Origin of the sequence: Prochlorococcus sp. MIT 0701 (genome assembly GCF_000760295.1) — a bacterium.
GTDB lineage: Bacteria > Cyanobacteriota > Cyanobacteriia > PCC-6307 > Cyanobiaceae > Prochlorococcus.
On the sequence record NZ_JNBA01000024.1, the window covers coordinates 22,977 to 38,203 of the forward strand.

Annotated in this window: 18 protein-coding genes and 1 tRNA gene; 10 read left to right on the top strand and 9 right to left on the bottom strand. The window is 51.9% G+C overall.

Features of this window, described 5'->3' with window-relative positions:
- Positions 1–28: 28 nt before the first annotated feature.
- Positions 29–544, bottom strand: a complete 516-nt coding sequence (locus EV12_RS05645; RefSeq protein ID WP_036913133.1) for an AbrB family transcriptional regulator — start codon at positions 542–544, stop codon at positions 29–31.
- Positions 545–665: 121 nt separating this feature from the next.
- Between EV12_RS05645 and EV12_RS05650 the strand changes: the two genes are divergently transcribed.
- From EV12_RS05650 to EV12_RS05660, 3 genes are all read left to right on the top strand, one after another.
- Complete coding sequence (locus EV12_RS05650) at positions 666–962, top strand: chemotaxis protein (protein WP_036913314.1); 297 nt, start codon at positions 666–668, stop codon at positions 960–962.
- A 36-nt stretch (positions 963–998) separates the two neighbouring features.
- A complete protein-coding gene (locus EV12_RS05655) occupies positions 999–1,229 on the top strand; it encodes a hypothetical protein (RefSeq protein WP_036913136.1) in 231 nt (76 codons plus the stop codon).
- 134 nt (positions 1,230–1,363) lie between these two features.
- On the top strand, positions 1,364–1,588 hold the full coding sequence (locus EV12_RS05660) for a hypothetical protein (RefSeq protein WP_011129421.1): 225 nt from the start codon (positions 1,364–1,366) through the stop codon (positions 1,586–1,588).
- Between the two features lie 107 nt (positions 1,589–1,695).
- Here the strand turns inward: EV12_RS05660 and EV12_RS05665 are convergent.
- Together EV12_RS05665 and EV12_RS05670 are read right to left on the bottom strand one after the other, a co-directional pair.
- A tRNA-Gly gene (locus EV12_RS05665) sits at positions 1,696–1,767 on the bottom strand.
- Positions 1,768–1,816: 49 nt separating this feature from the next.
- On the bottom strand, positions 1,817–2,965 hold the full coding sequence (locus EV12_RS05670) for a pyridoxal-phosphate-dependent aminotransferase family protein (protein ID WP_036913142.1): 1,149 nt from the start codon (positions 2,963–2,965) through the stop codon (positions 1,817–1,819).
- An 84-nt stretch (positions 2,966–3,049) separates the two neighbouring features.
- Between EV12_RS05670 and cbiD the strand changes: the two genes are divergently transcribed.
- The 5 genes from cbiD (at position 3,050) to mrdA (ending at position 9,153) form a co-directional block, all read left to right on the top strand.
- Complete coding sequence (gene cbiD, locus EV12_RS05675) at positions 3,050–4,210, top strand: cobalt-precorrin-5B (C(1))-methyltransferase CbiD (RefSeq protein WP_036913317.1); 1,161 nt, start codon at positions 3,050–3,052, stop codon at positions 4,208–4,210.
- A gap of 40 nt (positions 4,211–4,250) precedes the next feature.
- A complete protein-coding gene (gene guaA / locus EV12_RS05680; RefSeq protein WP_036913145.1) occupies positions 4,251–5,837 on the top strand; it encodes a glutamine-hydrolyzing GMP synthase in 1,587 nt (528 codons plus the stop codon).
- A gap of 479 nt (positions 5,838–6,316) precedes the next feature.
- The gene (locus tag EV12_RS05685; RefSeq protein WP_036913147.1) at positions 6,317–6,928 is read left to right on the top strand and encodes a hypothetical protein; all 612 of its coding nucleotides are present in this window, start codon (positions 6,317–6,319) and stop codon (positions 6,926–6,928) included.
- 15 nt (positions 6,929–6,943) lie between these two features.
- A complete protein-coding gene (locus EV12_RS05690) occupies positions 6,944–7,345 on the top strand; it encodes a hypothetical protein (RefSeq protein ID WP_036913149.1) in 402 nt (133 codons plus the stop codon).
- Between the two features lie 5 nt (positions 7,346–7,350).
- A complete protein-coding gene (gene mrdA, locus EV12_RS05695; protein ID WP_036913152.1) occupies positions 7,351–9,153 on the top strand; it encodes a penicillin-binding protein 2 in 1,803 nt (600 codons plus the stop codon).
- A gap of 36 nt (positions 9,154–9,189) precedes the next feature.
- Here the strand turns inward: mrdA and EV12_RS05700 are convergent, their stop codons facing one another.
- From EV12_RS05700 to EV12_RS05715, 4 genes are all read right to left on the bottom strand, one after another.
- Entirely contained in the window at positions 9,190–10,335 is a 1,146-nt protein-coding gene (locus EV12_RS05700; RefSeq protein ID WP_036913154.1) for a glycosyltransferase family 4 protein, read from the bottom strand.
- A gap of 29 nt (positions 10,336–10,364) precedes the next feature.
- The gene (locus EV12_RS05705) at positions 10,365–11,561 is read right to left on the bottom strand and encodes an NAD-dependent epimerase/dehydratase family protein (RefSeq protein WP_036913158.1); all 1,197 of its coding nucleotides are present in this window, start codon (positions 11,559–11,561) and stop codon (positions 10,365–10,367) included.
- A 59-nt stretch (positions 11,562–11,620) separates the two neighbouring features.
- Positions 11,621–11,788, bottom strand: coding sequence for a photosystem II assembly protein Psb34 (gene psb34, locus EV12_RS05710; RefSeq protein WP_036913161.1), 168 nt, complete (start codon positions 11,786–11,788; stop codon positions 11,621–11,623).
- A 67-nt stretch (positions 11,789–11,855) separates the two neighbouring features.
- A complete protein-coding gene (locus EV12_RS05715; protein WP_036913320.1) occupies positions 11,856–12,686 on the bottom strand; it encodes a thiazole synthase in 831 nt (276 codons plus the stop codon).
- Positions 12,687–12,774: 88 nt separating this feature from the next.
- Between EV12_RS05715 and EV12_RS05720 the strand changes: the two genes are divergently transcribed.
- Complete coding sequence (locus EV12_RS05720) at positions 12,775–13,314, top strand: hypothetical protein (protein WP_036913163.1); 540 nt, start codon at positions 12,775–12,777, stop codon at positions 13,312–13,314.
- Here EV12_RS05720 and EV12_RS05725 read toward each other — a convergent pair.
- On the bottom strand, positions 13,282–13,845 hold the full coding sequence (locus EV12_RS05725; RefSeq protein WP_036913165.1) for a tetratricopeptide repeat protein: 564 nt from the start codon (positions 13,843–13,845) through the stop codon (positions 13,282–13,284). The genes EV12_RS05720 and EV12_RS05725 overlap by 33 nt on opposite strands.
- Positions 13,846–14,452: 607 nt before the next feature.
- Between EV12_RS05725 and EV12_RS14135 the strand changes: the two genes are divergently transcribed.
- Entirely contained in the window at positions 14,453–14,617 is a 165-nt protein-coding gene (locus EV12_RS14135) for a hypothetical protein (protein WP_193742164.1), read from the top strand.
- A 234-nt stretch (positions 14,618–14,851) separates the two neighbouring features.
- On the opposite strand, the gene rplT is transcribed toward EV12_RS14135, so the two are convergent.
- Positions 14,852–15,199, bottom strand: a complete 348-nt coding sequence (gene rplT, locus EV12_RS05730) for a 50S ribosomal protein L20 (RefSeq protein ID WP_011129434.1) — start codon at positions 15,197–15,199, stop codon at positions 14,852–14,854.
- Positions 15,200–15,227: the final 28 nt, after the last annotated feature.

Below are 15,227 nucleotides of genomic sequence, written 5' to 3' on the forward strand. Positions count from 1 at the left end.
CGATTCAAACAGTCCTGTCCAGGTTTAATCAGGAATCAATGAGTCCTAATGGGGCCAATAGCTTCACCAGAAGGGGTAGTACTAAAAGTACGGTGATTAATCTCACAGCATGCAGGGTGGCGACTGCAGCACCGACGCCGAATTCCGCACCCACAAGACTCATGCCACTGATGCCTCCTGGGGCAGCGCCGAGGAGTGAAACCACAGGGTCAATGCCTAGTAATCGACTGCTCCAAAGACCTATCACGATCCCAGTAAGTACAAGGGTCAGAGTGATCAGTAGGGCTGGCCGCCAGAGGCTTTGCAGCTCCACTAGGGAGCTTTTGGTTAGGCCAGTACCGATCACCGTGCCGATGCCGATTTCAATGGCGGTGCGTGTTCCTGTGGGCCATTCAGCAACATCAAGGCGACCGCTCATGCTCACGAGCCCTGCACCTAAAAGAGCACCTGCAAGGGGTGCAGCTGGAATGCCAGTGCGCAATGTCAGCAGACCCAATGCTGTTCCTGCCATTAGATAAATCAGTAACGTTGGCAGAGCAGGCATGGGATCGATTGGAAACAGTACAGATACTTTGAGCGCAAATGATTCTCCTCACCATCTGCCTAATGACTTGAGGCTTGATTCCTCATGTGTTGTCATCGGGACAAAGTATTTGTTTGTGGCTATGTCCTCGTCAGTTTCTTTTCGAATTACTCGTACTGCAGAAGACCTGGTTCAGACCATCACTGCTTTATCGCAGAGGCTCGTTAAGTTGGAGCAGCGTCAGGAGGCTTTGGAGTTTCAGTTGAGACAGCAGAGCGAATCTCAGAGGATTCCCGCAGAGGAAATGGAGATGCTCGATGGGGTTGAGCAGCTCTTAAAAGAGTGCCAGGAACTTCTTGATAGTTCTGATCAAGCTGAGGATCAAGCCCGAGAAGATCCTCAGCCTTGGTCAGGGGAACCAGACACTCTTGCGGCATGAGGGTGGCGTCGGGGCACAATAAAAAGAAAGGCATCCATGGCTTTAACCATTTCTGCCTCTGGCAAAGCTGGTGTTACCAGCTCAGTATTTTCACCGTTAGCGAGACCTTCTATCAGACTTCAGGCCTTCCATGAGGGTGGTCATCAGCTCGAGAAGCTTGAATTTGCATTGGCTGTTGCTGAAACACGTGGTGACCAGACTCGTGCGTCAGACTTAAGAGCTCAGATCGAAACTATGGGAGGCAACATTGAGGAGCCAGGAACCTGATTTAGCCCCCTTATATTTCCTATACATATCAATTGGCTGATTAAGGCAACAACATTTGCTGTTTTGATGTTCGATATTGCTTGTACTAGACAATTCGCGTTAGACTTGCAATCAAGGGGTTCAGCTGAGCAGTCTTGACGTCTACTTTTTTGAGAACAACAGCGGGCACGAATTCCGCTTCTATTCAACGCGAGGTTTACTTGAAGGCCGCGAGTGGTTTTTTTGACCGAGCTTCTGCTCAGGCTGAAGCGGGAGATTTTCAGGCTGCTGGGAGTTTGATTCTTAAGGCATTAGATCAGGAGCGTCGTGCTGGAGTGGTTGGCCCACAAGTTCTTCAATTAATCAAGCCTAGATCCTGAATTGGTATTGGATAATGTTTTGAATCCTATTTTCAATTAGGTAGGCTTTTTGGTTTGTTAAATATGAATGAGTAATCTATCAACTATGATTAATCCTTTGATAAGCAAGCGGGTGACCGGATTCGAACCGGCGACGTTCAGCTTGGGAAGCTGACATTCTACCACTGAATTACACCCGCATTTTATCAGTCTAGATCAGCTTCAGTTCGTTTTTTCTGGCGAGCACTGTTATCTCAGAATTGCTGCTGCCGCAGCCAGGCCATCTCCCATGTTCCCTTTATGCAAGCCAAGAGATTGCAAGGTGGATTCGATGGCAGCTATGGCAGTGAGGATATCTCGATCACATACGAATCCAAGATGGCCGATACGGAAGACCTTTCCTTTGAGATGATCCTGTCCACCTGCTAGCAGGATGTCGAATTTCTCTTTGACAGTTTTGCGCAGTTGCTCTGCATCAACTCCCTCAGGTGCGACTGCGGTGATTGCTGGGCTGCCGTGTCCTTCAGCTGCAAACAGGGGCAGGTAGATGGCCTTCATGCCGGCCTGAGCGGCTGCGCGATGGCGGGCATGACGGTCAAAGATGGCTTCTAGTCCTTCTGACTGCATCATTCCCAGCGCAGATTCCAGTGCGAAGTAGAGATTCACAGCAGGGGTGAATGGATTGCTGTCTTGAGCGGCAGTTTTTCGGTAAGGCCCCAGATCGAGATAAAACTTCGGTAGATCCGATTGTTGATGCGCTTGCCAGGCTCGTTCACTCATGGCCACGAAGCTGAGACCTGGAGGCATCATGTATCCCTTTTGGGAACCGGAGGCAACCACATCTAGACCCCAAGAATCCATCGGGACATTGCAGGCTCCAAGGCTTGTCACGCAATCAGCGATGGTTAGTGCTTTGCCGTGAGTGCGGACATATTTGCTGATGGTTTCCAGGTCGTTAATTACCCCGGTTGAGGTTTCCGAGTGGGTGAGAATTACGGCTTTGATTGTTTTGCCATTGTCTGCTTCCAGTGCTCTTTGGAAGGCTTTTGGGTCTAACGGTTGTCCCCAGTCTGCTTTTATAACTTCTACGTCTAGGCCGTAGGCCTTGGCCAACTTGACCCAGCGCTGTCCAAACTTGCCGTTGTCGCCGCAGAGGACCTTGTCGCCGTAGCTGAGGGTATTGATGATTCCTGCTTCCATCGCAGCGGTGCCGCTGCCAGTGATGACTAGAACATCTGATTTGGTCTGATGCAGCCAGCGCAGCTGCTCGGTGGTATGTCTAACGACGGCTTGAAACTCTCCACTGCGATGGCCGATGGGGTGGCGACCCATGGCTTTGAGTACTGTTTCGGGAACCGGTGTAGGACCCGGGATCATCAGGGTGAGTTTGTCCTGCACGGCCTAAGGCTTAGTAATGAACCAACCTAGAAAATACCTAAGCAAGGGTCTTTGATCGATCACGCCGATGCTGATTCAAGGGGGTTGACGCTCCCGGTTTGGGTCGCGGCTGCGGCCCGAGCTGCTACCGAAGCTTTGCTTGGAAGGCCTTTCAGTGCTTCTCAGTTGCTTGAATTGCCTGATCGCGACGAACCTTTTGCTGTGTCAGTCACCTCTGCAGCGGTTTTGGCTGGAGGTGAACAGGCTTTGGCAATCAGCCATTGCGATCCAGGTCCAGGTCTTGATCTCACAAGAGGTTTGGAGATTTGGGTGTTTGTTCAGTGGCAGGAGTTGGTTGTTGGTGTTGATGATGAGTTGAATGTTCATTCAGAGGCCTGGCTGAATCTCGTGGCAGGCAAGGGTGTTGGCACGCTGGGGTCCGGTGGAGAGGCGTGTGTGTCTCGATTTGCACGCGAGCTTTTGAGTCGTAATTTGTACCCCCTGGTGCCTTCGGGTCGAGGGCTGCAGTTGGAAGTTGTGTTGCCTAGGGGTAGAGATTTGGCAGCACGTACCAGCAATGCAGCTTTTGGGGTTGTGGATGGTTTGGCCTTGATTGGTACCCAGGCGGATGTGCAGGTCAGCGCCTCTCCTGATCAGTTGCAGCAGACCATTGAGCAACTACGTCGGCAATGTGCCGCTTCAGATTTTTGTGGAGCAATGACTTTGGTGATTGGTGAGAATGGTCTTGATCTAGCTCGACAGTTGGGGTTGGCTGCTCAGCCGCTCCTCAAGATTGGCAATTGGTTGGGGCCTGTCATCGTGGCCGCGGCAGAGGCTGGGGTGGAGCAATTGTTGTTGTTGGGATATCACGGCAAGTTGGTGAAGTTGGCAGGGGGGATTTTTCATACTCATCACCATCTGGCAGATGGTCGTCTGGAGGTGCTTGCGGCCATGGCTGTGCGTGAAGGATTGCCGTTGGATCTGATCAGGCAACTTGGCCAGGCTGATTCCATGGAGGCAGCATTGAAGATGCTGGAAGATCAAGATCCAGAGCTGGTACGCAAGCTTTGGTATCGGCTGGCGGCAACAGTGGAGCATCGCAGTGCTGCCTACCTTGCCCGTTATGGATCATGGTCGATAGCTATTGGGGCAGCTCTTTTCGATCGTCAGCGACGGTTGCGCTGGGCTGGTCCACAAGGGTCTCAACAGTTGGCTGTCTTGGGAGTGACCCCTGAGGATTCACCGATAAGCCTTTCTCTACCCTGAACGTTCTGTTGGTTGACTCCAGAGGAGCTTTTTCGCTGATATGTCCAATTCCCAGTCTGAAGGTCAGCGCCAGCCGGCAATCGTCATTCTCGATTTTGGCTCTCAGTATTCAGAGCTGATTGCCCGTCGGGTGCGAGAAACAGAGGTCTACTCATTGGTGATGAGCTATAGCACCTCAGCGGATGAGCTTCGCCAGCTTGCCCCGAAGGGCATCATTTTGAGTGGCGGACCTAGCTCTGTGTATACCGAGAGAGCGCCGCTTTGTGATCCGAACATTTGGGATTTGGGTATTCCTGTGCTTGGTGTCTGTTACGGCATGCAGCTCATGGTGCAGCAGCTGGGTGGTCGGGTGGAGCCTGCTATTGGAAAGGCTGAATACGGTAAGGCTCCCTTGCAGGTCGAGGACCCTAGGGACCTTCTCACCAATGTTGAAAGTGGCTCCACGATGTGGATGAGCCATGGGGATGTGGTGCGGGATTTGCCTGAGGGGTTTGTGCGGCTTGCTCATACAGCCAATACTCCTGATGCGGCGGTTGCCGATCACAATCGTCAGTTTTATGGCGTTCAGTTTCACCCTGAGGTGGTGCATTCAAGCCATGGAATTGCGCTGATTAGAAATTTCGTTTACCACATTTGTGGTTGTGAGCCGAATTGGACGACCACTGCATTTATTGAAGAAGCGATTGCTCAGGTGCAGGCTCAGGTGGGTCAGAAAAGGGTCTTGCTTGCTTTGTCCGGAGGAGTTGATTCCTCAACCTTGGCTTTTCTATTAAAAAAGGCCATTGGAGATCAGCTCACGTGCATGTTTATTGATCAGGGTTTTATGCGTAAAGGTGAGCCTGAGTTTTTGATGGACTTCTTTGATCGTAAGTTTAATATTAATGTTGAATATATCAATGCAAGACAACGGTTTATTTCTAAGTTGAATGGCATTGTTGATCCGGAAGAGAAACGTAAAATTATTGGTACCGAATTCATTCGAGTGTTTGAAGAAGAGAGTGCTCGACTTGGTCCATTCGATTACCTTGCCCAGGGTACTCTGTATCCAGATGTGATTGAGAGTGCTGGAACTAACGTTGATCGAAAGACCGGTGAACGGGTGGCGGTGAAGATCAAGAGTCACCACAATGTGGGCGGTCTTCCTAAAGATCTGCAGTTCAAATTAGTGGAGCCGCTTAGACGATTGTTTAAGGATGAAGTGCGCAAGGTAGGCCGTGCTTTGGGGCTGCCTGAGGAGATTGTTCGCCGTCATCCTTTCCCTGGTCCAGGTCTGGCGATTCGTATCCTTGGTGAAGTGACCGACGAGAAGTTGAATTGTTTGCGTGATGCCGATTTGATTGTTCGCGAAGAAATTCGTGATGCAGGTCTCTATCACGACATATGGCAGGCATTTGCTGTGTTACTGCCCGTTCGCTCTGTCGGGGTGATGGGGGATCAGCGCACTTACGCTTGGCCGATTGTTTTGCGATGTGTCTCCAGTGAGGATGGCATGACAGCGGATTGGTCACGCATGCCAGATGAACTTTTGGAGCGCATCTCCAATCGAATTGTCAATGAAGTTAGAGGTGTAAATAGGGTTGTGCTTGATATCACCAGCAAGCCTCCTGGAACGATTGAGTGGGAATAGCTCAGGCATTAAACTTCTTTTCTTTACTCTAAATTGTGGCTTCACGTTTTATTGGTAGCGACGCAAAATTATATATTTTGGTGTCAGTTTTAAGAGCCCTGCGATTTTATTTGGATTGAGAATATTATGAGGCTTGATTTTGCGTAAGCCCACACTTTTCTTGTCAATTGTCGTTCCAATCAGTTTACTTCAAGCGGCCAATGATCAACTTTGGCTTTGACTTTCGCTTATTTGGTAACCATTGACGATGTGTTGATGGAGAAGACGACCTCTCGACGATCTTTATCGCGTCGAACCTTGTTCATCAACGCTCTCTGCTCTGACTTGGCTTCATGAGCTCAAATCATCTTAGAGAATCCTCTGCATTACTCAATATTTTTGATTCACACCCTTGAAGTGAAAGTCGATTCTGTTGAGGTGATGAGGGACTGGTGAAGCTCAGAATGACTCGATAGCCTGGGCCACTGGCCTAGAGACTTTTGACCGTCGCCCAACAGCAGGACATACAGCTAGACCGCCGTTTGCAACAGGACAGCATTCAGTTTGCGGGTAAGACCGTTTATATCAACCCTTTCCTGTACTGGAGACGGTTTGACAGCAACACCGATCGTTGGTTAAGGGAGCCCGGTCAGTTGGGTGAAGACCAGATCAGCCTCAATCGTGGTCGCTTTTACCCTGAGCTTGATTGGGCCTTGTTGGATGAGAGCCAAAGGGATATCAAGGATGCTGCTGTTGAGATGTTCCTCAAAAGTTTGGAGCTGATCGGCACTTTTCACCCTGAACTTACAGCTGGGCAGTTGCTTGAGGTCGAGCGCAAGATGGCGGTCACAAAGAAGCAGTCTTTTGAGCGCTGGGTCGAGAAGTCGTTTCGCAGGCGTTTCAAACAAGAGTCTCGTGAGCGTAAGCGCTTTGCTCGTGAGCGTTTTTGGCGGTCTTGGAGGGAATGGTTCAGTTTGGAGACAACGCATCATGCTGTGGGACCAATGGTGGCGATATTGGTTTTGGCAGGTTTTGGGGGCTGGTCGATGGGAATGTCTCAAACGTCTTGCCCAACACTTTTGATCCCTTCCGAGCAAACTGTTGTTAGGTAGACCTTTGAGGCTTGCATGGCCGACGATTCGTTCGACAGCCTTCGCCTTTCCCTGATGCAGGATGCTCTTCCTGTGGGTTTGGCGATGGTTGATCGGGTCCGTCGTGGTGGGGCGAGAAAAATGGTGGAAGCTTTTACGGGCTCAAGTGATCCTCTCCAGGAGCTTCGTGTTGAAGGAGAAGCTGCTGCTCGATCCGTACGTGATCGATTAGATCAGGTCAGCCCAGGTCTGGGGAATCCTGTGATGGCAGTGAATGTGGCTGTTGATGATGTCGTTGTTAATTCCCCAGACCCTCAGGATCAGCAGATTTTGCTGGAGGTGCTCGCCAGGATTGAGGGACGGCTTGATGCTCTTCAGCTTCACCTGCAGAAAGATGTTGGCGAAAAATCGCCAACATCAGTCGTGGAACAAAGCTGACGTTGATGAGTGGATCGCGGCCTTTGGGACGTGCCAGTCAGCGGCACAGTGGTTTAGGCCAGCAGCCCAAGGTCTTGCTTGCTCTGGTGCTTTTGTTTTGTGGCGCCATGGTGGCGCGGTTGACCTGGTTACAGCTGTTGGAAGGGGCTCGATACCGAGAGTTGGCAGATGAAAATCGGATTCGCTTGGTACCCCGCTCACCGATTCGTGGTCGGCTGCTCGATCGTCAAGGCCGTGTACTTGCCTCAAGCAAGCTCAGCTACAACCTTTATTTGCAGCCTCGATTGGTTAGTGATGTTGATTGGCCTGGGCTGCGTGACAGTCTTTCTCAGTTGCTCAATCTTCCTAAGCAGGATTTCGATCAACGCAGGCGACAGGGGGTTGGCACGGATGGCTATCGCATCACTTTGGCAACTGATTTGAAACCTGAGCAGGTGCTGCGTTTTCGAGAGCAGGCTCGCCGTTTTGAAGCGGCTCAGGTCGATGTGGATGTATTACGTCACTACCCGCACGGCACTTTGGCCGCCCATGTCTTGGGTTATACCCAGCCAATTACTGAAAAGGAGTTTAAGACTCTCGCTGATCAGGGTTATGAGATTAGAGATCGCATTGGCCGAATTGGAGTGGAGGCGGCCTATGAGCCTCATTTACGAGGGAAGTGGGGTGGACAGATGCTTGAGGTCAACGCTATGGGAGAGGTGCAGCGCAGTCTTGGTGACAAGCCTTCACAGGCGGGTAAAGATCTCCTCCTCACACTTGATCTTGATTTGCAGTTGGCTGCTGAAAAGGCTCTTGAAGATAAGCCTGGCGGTGCAGTTGTAGCACTCGATCCTCGTAACGGTGCTATTCGCGCCATGGCTAGTCGCCCTGCTTTTGACCCCAACTTTTTCTCAAAACTCTTCACGACGCAGAAGGAGTACGACAAGCTTTTTGCTTCGTCGAGCAAGCCATTGCTCAGTCGGGCCATGAATGCCTATGACCCTGGGAGTACTTGGAAACCTGTTACAAGTATGGCGGGCATGGAGAGCGGCAAGTTTCTGCCTGATGTGCGTTTGAAGACGGCGGCTTGCATCACTTATGGGGGGCATTGCTTCCCTGACCACAACGGTGCCGGATTTGGCACGATTGGTTATGAGGATGCGCTGCGCTTTTCAAGCAATACCTTCTTTTATCAGGTGGGAGTGGGTGTGGGTTCTAAGGCGCTTTATGAGGCCGCCATCAAGCTTGGTTTCGATGCCCGCACTGGTATTGAGATTGGTTATGAGGAGAGCAAGGGTTTGGTGGGCCATCAGGCCTGGGCGGCTAAAGGTCGGGGTTGGGCTGAACCTGGAACGACTCCTTGGATTCCCGAGGACATGGCCAGCGCCTCGATTGGTCAATCTGTAGTTCAGATCACTCCTTTGCAACTTGCTCGCGCTTATGCCGTATTCGCCAATGGGGGTTTTTTGGTCACCCCTCATCTGGCAGATGGTGCGATCGACTGGACTTCATCACTGCGACGCATCAAGGTCGATATCAAGCCATCCACATTGGCGACGATTCGGCGTGGTTTGCGCAAGGTTGTGCAGGATGGAACTGGTTCAGGTATCAATTTGCCAAACTTTCCACAAGTGGCTGGCAAGACGGGCACTGCCGAGGACAGTACCGGTGGCTCTGATCACGCATGGTTTGCATGTTTTGCGCCATATCAGTCAGCAGAAATCGTCGTTGTTGCTTTTGCCCAGAACACTCCTGGTGGAGGTTCGGTTCATGCGTTGCCAATGGCACGGCAGGTGCTTCAGGCTTGGAATCGCACACGCTCCAGTTGAACGCACTGAATCGTCAGAGCACACTGATGTTTGGTCTCAGGCAGCCAGGTTGAGGGGTTGGCCGAGGATTGTTCTGTAGTAGTTCCGCAGTTGTTGCGTGGCACTGGCCCATCCCCAGCGTTCGGCTTCTTGACGGGCTGCTTTGCGTAGACCTTGACGCTCTAGATCGTTGCCGAGCAGTTGTCGGGTTGCATTGATCAGGCTGGTGGACCCTCCATCCACTCCATCCGGCTCGTAGAGACAGCCGTTGACGCCGTCGGTAATGATGTCTGGAATTCCGCCACGATTGGCTCCCACTACAGGACAACCTGCTGCCATTGCTTCCAGTAAAACCAGCCCAAGGGTTTCGGTACTGGAGGGGAATAGAAAGGCATCCCCGCTTGCATATGCACTGGCTAGTTCCTCCCCTTCGAGATAGCCCACAAATGTTGTAGCAGTGCCTTCAAATGCTTTTTCCAGTTGCTGGCGGTGAGGTCCATCGCCTACTAGGGCCAATCGTGCCTCGGGTATGCGATCGAGAACAGGTTTGATGCGTTCGATTTGCTTTTCGGCGGAGAGTCGCCCTACGTAGAGCAGCAGGGCACCTTGATCGTCGTTTGTGTTCAAAAGGCGTAAGCGCATGGTTTCGTTGCGCAGTTCCGGTCGAAAGAGTTCGGTATCCACGCCGCGTTGCCACAGGGCGGTGTTTTGGATCCCTTTCTCGCTCAATTCAGCCACCATTGCTGTTGAGGTGCAGAGATTGAGTACTGCTTGATTGTGGGCTGCCTTGAGAAGTTCCCAGAGCAAGGGCTCCAGCATGCCCATGCCGTAATGCTCTAGGTATTTCGGGAGGTGGGTGTGGTAGCTAGCTATGAGAGGGATTCCGCTGGTTTTGGCTAGCCAAATTCCCCCAAGGCCTAGTACAGCTGGATTGACAACGTGTACGAGATCAGGCTCGAAGGTTTCTAGGGCTTCGGCAACGGCTGGTCTGGGCAGGGCAAGCTTCAGTTCCGGATAGAGCGGCAGTGGCATGGCTGGCACGCCTATCAATTCGGCTCCCATGTATTCGCTAGGACAGCCTTCCGGGCAGAACACCATCACCTCATCACCGGCTTTAACCAGGTGCTCCACCGTTTTGGTGAGTCGTGTCACGATTCCATCCACTTTTGGGAGGAAGGTCTCTGTGAAAAAGGCGATCTTCACTGGTTCACCGGGTGGGGTGGGCAGGCTGTTTAGGAGGGGTGCTTGATGGCCTCAGCCTGGGTCGAAGTCCAGGCCGATACACATGGGATACGACTGCGGTCGCAGCGGTCTGCCCAGCGTTTTGCCACATCGACTACTTCAGCAAGTAGGCCATCGTCGAGGGTGGTTGGTTTGAGTCCAAGTTCGATGAAGCAGCGGTTATCCACGATCAGATCATTCTCCACGGCTTCGTTGCGTGGGTTTGGAAGATGGTTTAGTTCGGCGCCGGTTAGGGCAGCTACCTTCTTGGCAAGTTCACCTACTTGGTGGCTCTCGGTCATTTGGTTGAAAATCTTGACCCGTTCGCCTTTGGCCGGTGGGTTTTCAAGAGCCAGTTGCACGCACTTCACAGAATCGCAGATGTGGATGAACGCACGGGTTTGACCTCCTGTTCCATGGACAGTGAGCGGATAACCGATTGCTGCCTGCATCAGGAAGCGGTTGAGAACTGTGCCGTAGTCACCGTCGTAATCAAAGCGGTTGGTTAGGCGTGGATCCCTAGCAGTTGCTTCAGTGTTGGTACCCCAAACGATGCCTTGGTGCAGGTCGGTGATCCTGATTTGGTCATTTTTGTTGTAGTAGAGGAAAAGCAGTTGATCGAGCGTCTTGGTCATGTGATAGACGCTTCCAGGGCTGGCTGGGTGAAGAATTTCTTCTTCGAAACGGCTGCCATCGGGCTGGGGCACTTCCACTTTGAGGTATCCCTCGGGAATGGTGGCTCCGCGGTGCGAGCCATAGCCGTACACCCCCATCGTTCCCAGGTGCACGATGTGGATGTCGAGGCCGCTTTCAACGATGGCGGCGAGCAGATTGTGAGTGCCGTTGACGTTGTTATCGACGGTATAGCGCTTGGTGGAGCTGCTCTTCATCGAGTAGGGAGCAGCACGCTGCTCGGCAAAGTGAACCACCGCATCGGGTCGTTCAGTTTTGAGCATTGTCACCAATCGGTCGTACTGATGGGCGATGTCTAGGTGCTCAAAACGAATTGGCTTGCCTCCGATTTCCTGCCAGGCCCTGAGGCGGTCACCAATGCTGGTGATTGGTGTCAGTGACTCGACTTCAAGGTCGATATCGATCTTGCGGCGGCTGAGATTGTCGACGATCAACACGTCGTGACCCCCATCCGCGAGGTTCACTGCACAGGGCCAGCCGCAGAAGCCGTCGCCGCCGAGAACGAAAACTTTCAACTCAAACTCCTGCAGGAACGAGCAATTCGCTCAGTCAGGGCAAGCTACTACAGGGTTTTTCAGCTGATGGCAATCCTGACGATGATTAGGCATGTCACAAGCAGGGCTCCACCGATGAGCAGCAGGCGAGTGTTGGCGTTGCTGCTGCCTTTTTCCTCTACCACTTCCATGCGGGGTTCTCTTGCAAAGGCGTTGAGTCGACCACCCTCTTCTTCGGTGACTTGCATGTCTCACTTACAACTCGGCGGACCTTATGGACAGGATTGCTTGCAGGAGCTGTTCCGTTACGTTCCTTCATAATTGTTTAGTCTTGGGTTCCGCAATAATCCCTGTTGTCGGTGAGCTTGGCGAGGCTGCGGCGCGTTCTGGTAGGCGACCTGATCTGTAAGCCTGCCTGCCTGCCTGAATCGCCCAACGCATTGCTTCGGCCATGGTGATTGGATCTCCGGCTAAGGCAATTGCGCTGTTAATCAGCACTGCGTCGGCACCCATTTCCAGGGCCTGTGCAGCTTCACTGGGGACACCGATGCCAGCATCCACAACGACTGGCACTCGGGAGTTTTCAATGATTAGGGAGATGTTCGCGGCATTCCTCAGGCCTTGACCTGATCCAATCGGTGAGCCCAGTGGCATGACCGTCGCACAGCCCACCTCTTCAAGGCGCTTAGCCAAGAGGGGATCGGCATTGATGTATGGCAAGACCTCGAAGCCTTCTTTCACCAATTGTTCAGCGGCCTCAAGGGTGCCGAAAGGGTCAGGTAGGAGGTGGCGGCTGTCGGGGATGACTTCGAGCTTGACGAAGTTGTTGTCCTCCTGGCCTGCCAGTTTGGCGAGTTCGCGGCCGAGTCGGGCTACACGAATGGCTTCCTCTGCAGTTGCACAGCCAGCGGTATTGGGCAGCATCCATATTTTTGACCAGTCGATGGCTTTCATCAGGCCGGCGTGGCCTGATGCCATTGCCTGTACACGGCGGACTGCCACTGTCACCATTTCGCATCCTGAAGAGCGCAGACTCTGTTGCATCACCTTTAGGCTTGGGTACTTCCCTGTGCCTGCAAACAGTCGGCTGTGGAAGTTGCGTTTGCCGATTGTGAGCAGGTCAGGTGAGGAGGGCGTCAGAACCATTGGCGCTGTTGAGGTTGTTGGAACGTCATCGCGGAGTGTCCCGGCGGAGCCGATTGGCTTTAGCTTGTGCCCATCATCATGTTTTTCCATGCCCATCCTGCTCGCTATGGATCTCTCGATTGACAGTGAGGTTCCCTTCGAGCTCACTATGCCCTTGGATTCCTCTCAATTGGCTGTGCCGCTGGTCGTGGAGGGTTCTGTTCAAAGATTTGATCCGGTAGCGCGCGCCGCTGATCTTGCTGAGACAATGCCTCGCCAGTGGTGTGGCACTTACAAGTCTTTTGGAGATGGCTCCAATGTTGATGTGAACTTGAATCTGGCCAAGCTCACACCGATTGGTCAGATCATTGATCTGCGCGGAGAGATGCGTCTTGGCAGCGTTACAACTCCTGTGCAGGGCAACTTGAATGCCAAGTCAGATCAGCTGGAGTTGCTCCCCCTTTCAGATCAGTTGATTCCTGGAGTGGAGCCAGGTGGTTTTTTTCTTGGCCTTCAGGAGTTCATAATGGTGGGTTGGCAGGCACCTCGTTTTACCAATCCGGGCGGCATGCTCGACTTGAACAGTTCCTGTTCAGTACAGGCATCAGAACCTTTATCAGAACCCTTGCCCATCCGCGGGCTCTGGTGAGTTTGTTGGTTGTGTTTTTCCCAGTCGTTTTAGGTTTTTGCGTGCTGTCTTGTTCTTGGGATCCAGGCTCAGCACCTTTTGATACAGCTCGTAGGCCTCAGCATCTTGCTCAAGGCGCTCTTTGGCAAAGGCAAGGTTGTTTAGTGCAACGGGGTAGTCAGCCTTGGCTTTTAGGGCTGACTGGTAGTGACTAACTGCTGATGAATAATCTGTTTGAGCCGCGAGTGCAAACCCAAGGGCATTTTCGATCAGAGCTTTGGCTTCATCTGGTTCACCAGTCAGTTGCTTCAAGGCCTTGCGAAGGGATGCTATGGCCTGGGGATAGAGCCGTTTACGCAGCTGTACAGATGCCAGTTCATAGAGTTTGGAGGCCTCTTTTGAAGAGCCCGCTCCACTTTTTTCAAGTCGGATCAGTGCCCGTTCGTTGCGTTGCGTATTGAACACTTGACTGCCCACGATGACAGCCACGATTGCGAGCAAACCGATTAGGCCAATTAGGTAGGTTTGCGTTTCTGGCAGGAAGGCGCTCATGGTTTAGGGGCAGTTCTTAGTGCTGAGTTGGCATTTGCAGTCAAATCGAGGCAGTAGTCGCATTGACTTTGAACTTTTAACATCTGCTTTTCTCGTTGAAAAACCATTTTTCCAATGGCACAAAGAGTTTGCTCTGGAGGTTCATCGATATTGAGTTCAGGCACTTGCGGGAAATTTGCGCTTCGTTAGAGATCAGCACTGAGGGGTTAGAGGCTTCCAACCATCTTTTCAAAGTAGCTTCCACCATTTGATGGTTTGATATCTTCTCAGACGAGAACGAGTCTTTGGTGGGCTAGCAGATCAGGTATAGGACGTTCTGCGTGAATCAGCACGTCAGATTCATTGTTCTAGAGCATGAGAGAGACGTAGCGGAGGGTCTTAGTCCTGCTTGTTTGTCTTGGACCCATCGATGCAAATCCCTTGGCTTCAGAACATCAGCTGACTTCACGTTCTTGTTGCAGTACCCATGACCGGCATTCATGGTTGTTCTCTGCTTTTTTGGGATCAAGTGCTGCTGAACAGAACTGCTGAGCAGCGTGATGAAAGGCTTAGTGGCTGCATGTCTGAAGTGCGGTTAGGCCATTCAGATTTTGCCTGAGCTTGTTGGTTGAAGCTCTCCGTTGTTGAAATCAGTCAATGTTTCGGTTCATCGGCTGCGAAAGCAAGGCGGAGAAAGCCGATCAGCGAAGACCGCATTCTCTTTAGTACAGGCGTTCTGGCCTCAGTGGCTTGGAGTCGTCAGCGCAAAGGCAACCCTTGGAGTAAGGCTTAGGGCTGGCTCAGCTATCAAGAGCCGAAACTTATTTTGATGTCTTGATGATTTTTTTAGGTTTGTTGGATTGGATGCTCCTCAAAAGCAATAGACGGTAGAGAAAAACAAGCCCTATCAAGAGTTCAAGATGCTCTGGTCATCGAACAGAGATGAAAGTTTTTTGTCTAGGCATCAAGAAAGATCTTCAGATTGGAGTTTCTGTTGACTATGTGTGTTGATAAGTCAGAAAGTGAATCAGCTCTTGGCTGAGGTAACCACGCTAGTGAAACTTTTTGGATCCATCACGGCCAGTTGGGCCAACATTTTCCGATTGATGCGTACGTCGGCTTTTTTTAGGCCACCAATCAGGCGGCTGTAGCTGACTCCGTTGATCCGAGCGGCTGCATTAATGCGAGCAATCCAGAGACGACGGAAATCACGTTTGCGCCGCCGCCGATCGCGATAGGCATTGCAAAGAGCCTTCATGACCCGCTGATTGGCTGTGCGGAAGAGGCTTCCATTGCTGCCTTGAAAGCCGCGGGCTAGTCGTAGGATTTTGTTGCGGCGTTTGCGGGCAACGTTGCCTCTTTTGACGCGGGCCATGGTTTAAGAAATCAAGAAGGGAATGAAA

Excerpts from the sequence above, each read along its gene's own strand:
- EV12_RS05645 (WP_036913133.1), bottom strand. The coding sequence starts at position 544 with ATGCCTGCTCTGCCAACGTTACTGATTTATCTAATGGCAGGAACAGCA.
- EV12_RS05650 (WP_036913314.1), top strand. The coding sequence starts at position 666 with ATGTCCTCGTCAGTTTCTTTTCGAATTACTCGTACTGCAGAAGACCTG.
- EV12_RS05655 (WP_036913136.1), top strand. The coding sequence starts at position 999 with ATGGCTTTAACCATTTCTGCCTCTGGCAAAGCTGGTGTTACCAGCTCA.
- guaA (WP_036913145.1), top strand. The coding sequence starts at position 4,251 with ATGTCCAATTCCCAGTCTGAAGGTCAGCGCCAGCCGGCAATCGTCATT.
- EV12_RS05690 (WP_036913149.1), top strand. The coding sequence starts at position 6,944 with ATGGCCGACGATTCGTTCGACAGCCTTCGCCTTTCCCTGATGCAGGAT.
- mrdA (WP_036913152.1), top strand. The coding sequence starts at position 7,351 with ATGAGTGGATCGCGGCCTTTGGGACGTGCCAGTCAGCGGCACAGTGGT.
- psb34 (WP_036913161.1), bottom strand. The coding sequence starts at position 11,788 with ATGCAAGTCACCGAAGAAGAGGGTGGTCGACTCAACGCCTTTGCAAGA.
- EV12_RS05715 (WP_036913320.1), bottom strand. The coding sequence starts at position 12,686 with ATGGTTCTGACGCCCTCCTCACCTGACCTGCTCACAATCGGCAAACGC.
- EV12_RS05720 (WP_036913163.1), top strand. The coding sequence starts at position 12,775 with ATGCCCATCCTGCTCGCTATGGATCTCTCGATTGACAGTGAGGTTCCC.
- EV12_RS05725 (WP_036913165.1), bottom strand. The coding sequence starts at position 13,845 with ATGAGCGCCTTCCTGCCAGAAACGCAAACCTACCTAATTGGCCTAATC.
- rplT (WP_011129434.1), bottom strand. The coding sequence starts at position 15,199 with ATGGCCCGCGTCAAAAGAGGCAACGTTGCCCGCAAACGCCGCAACAAA.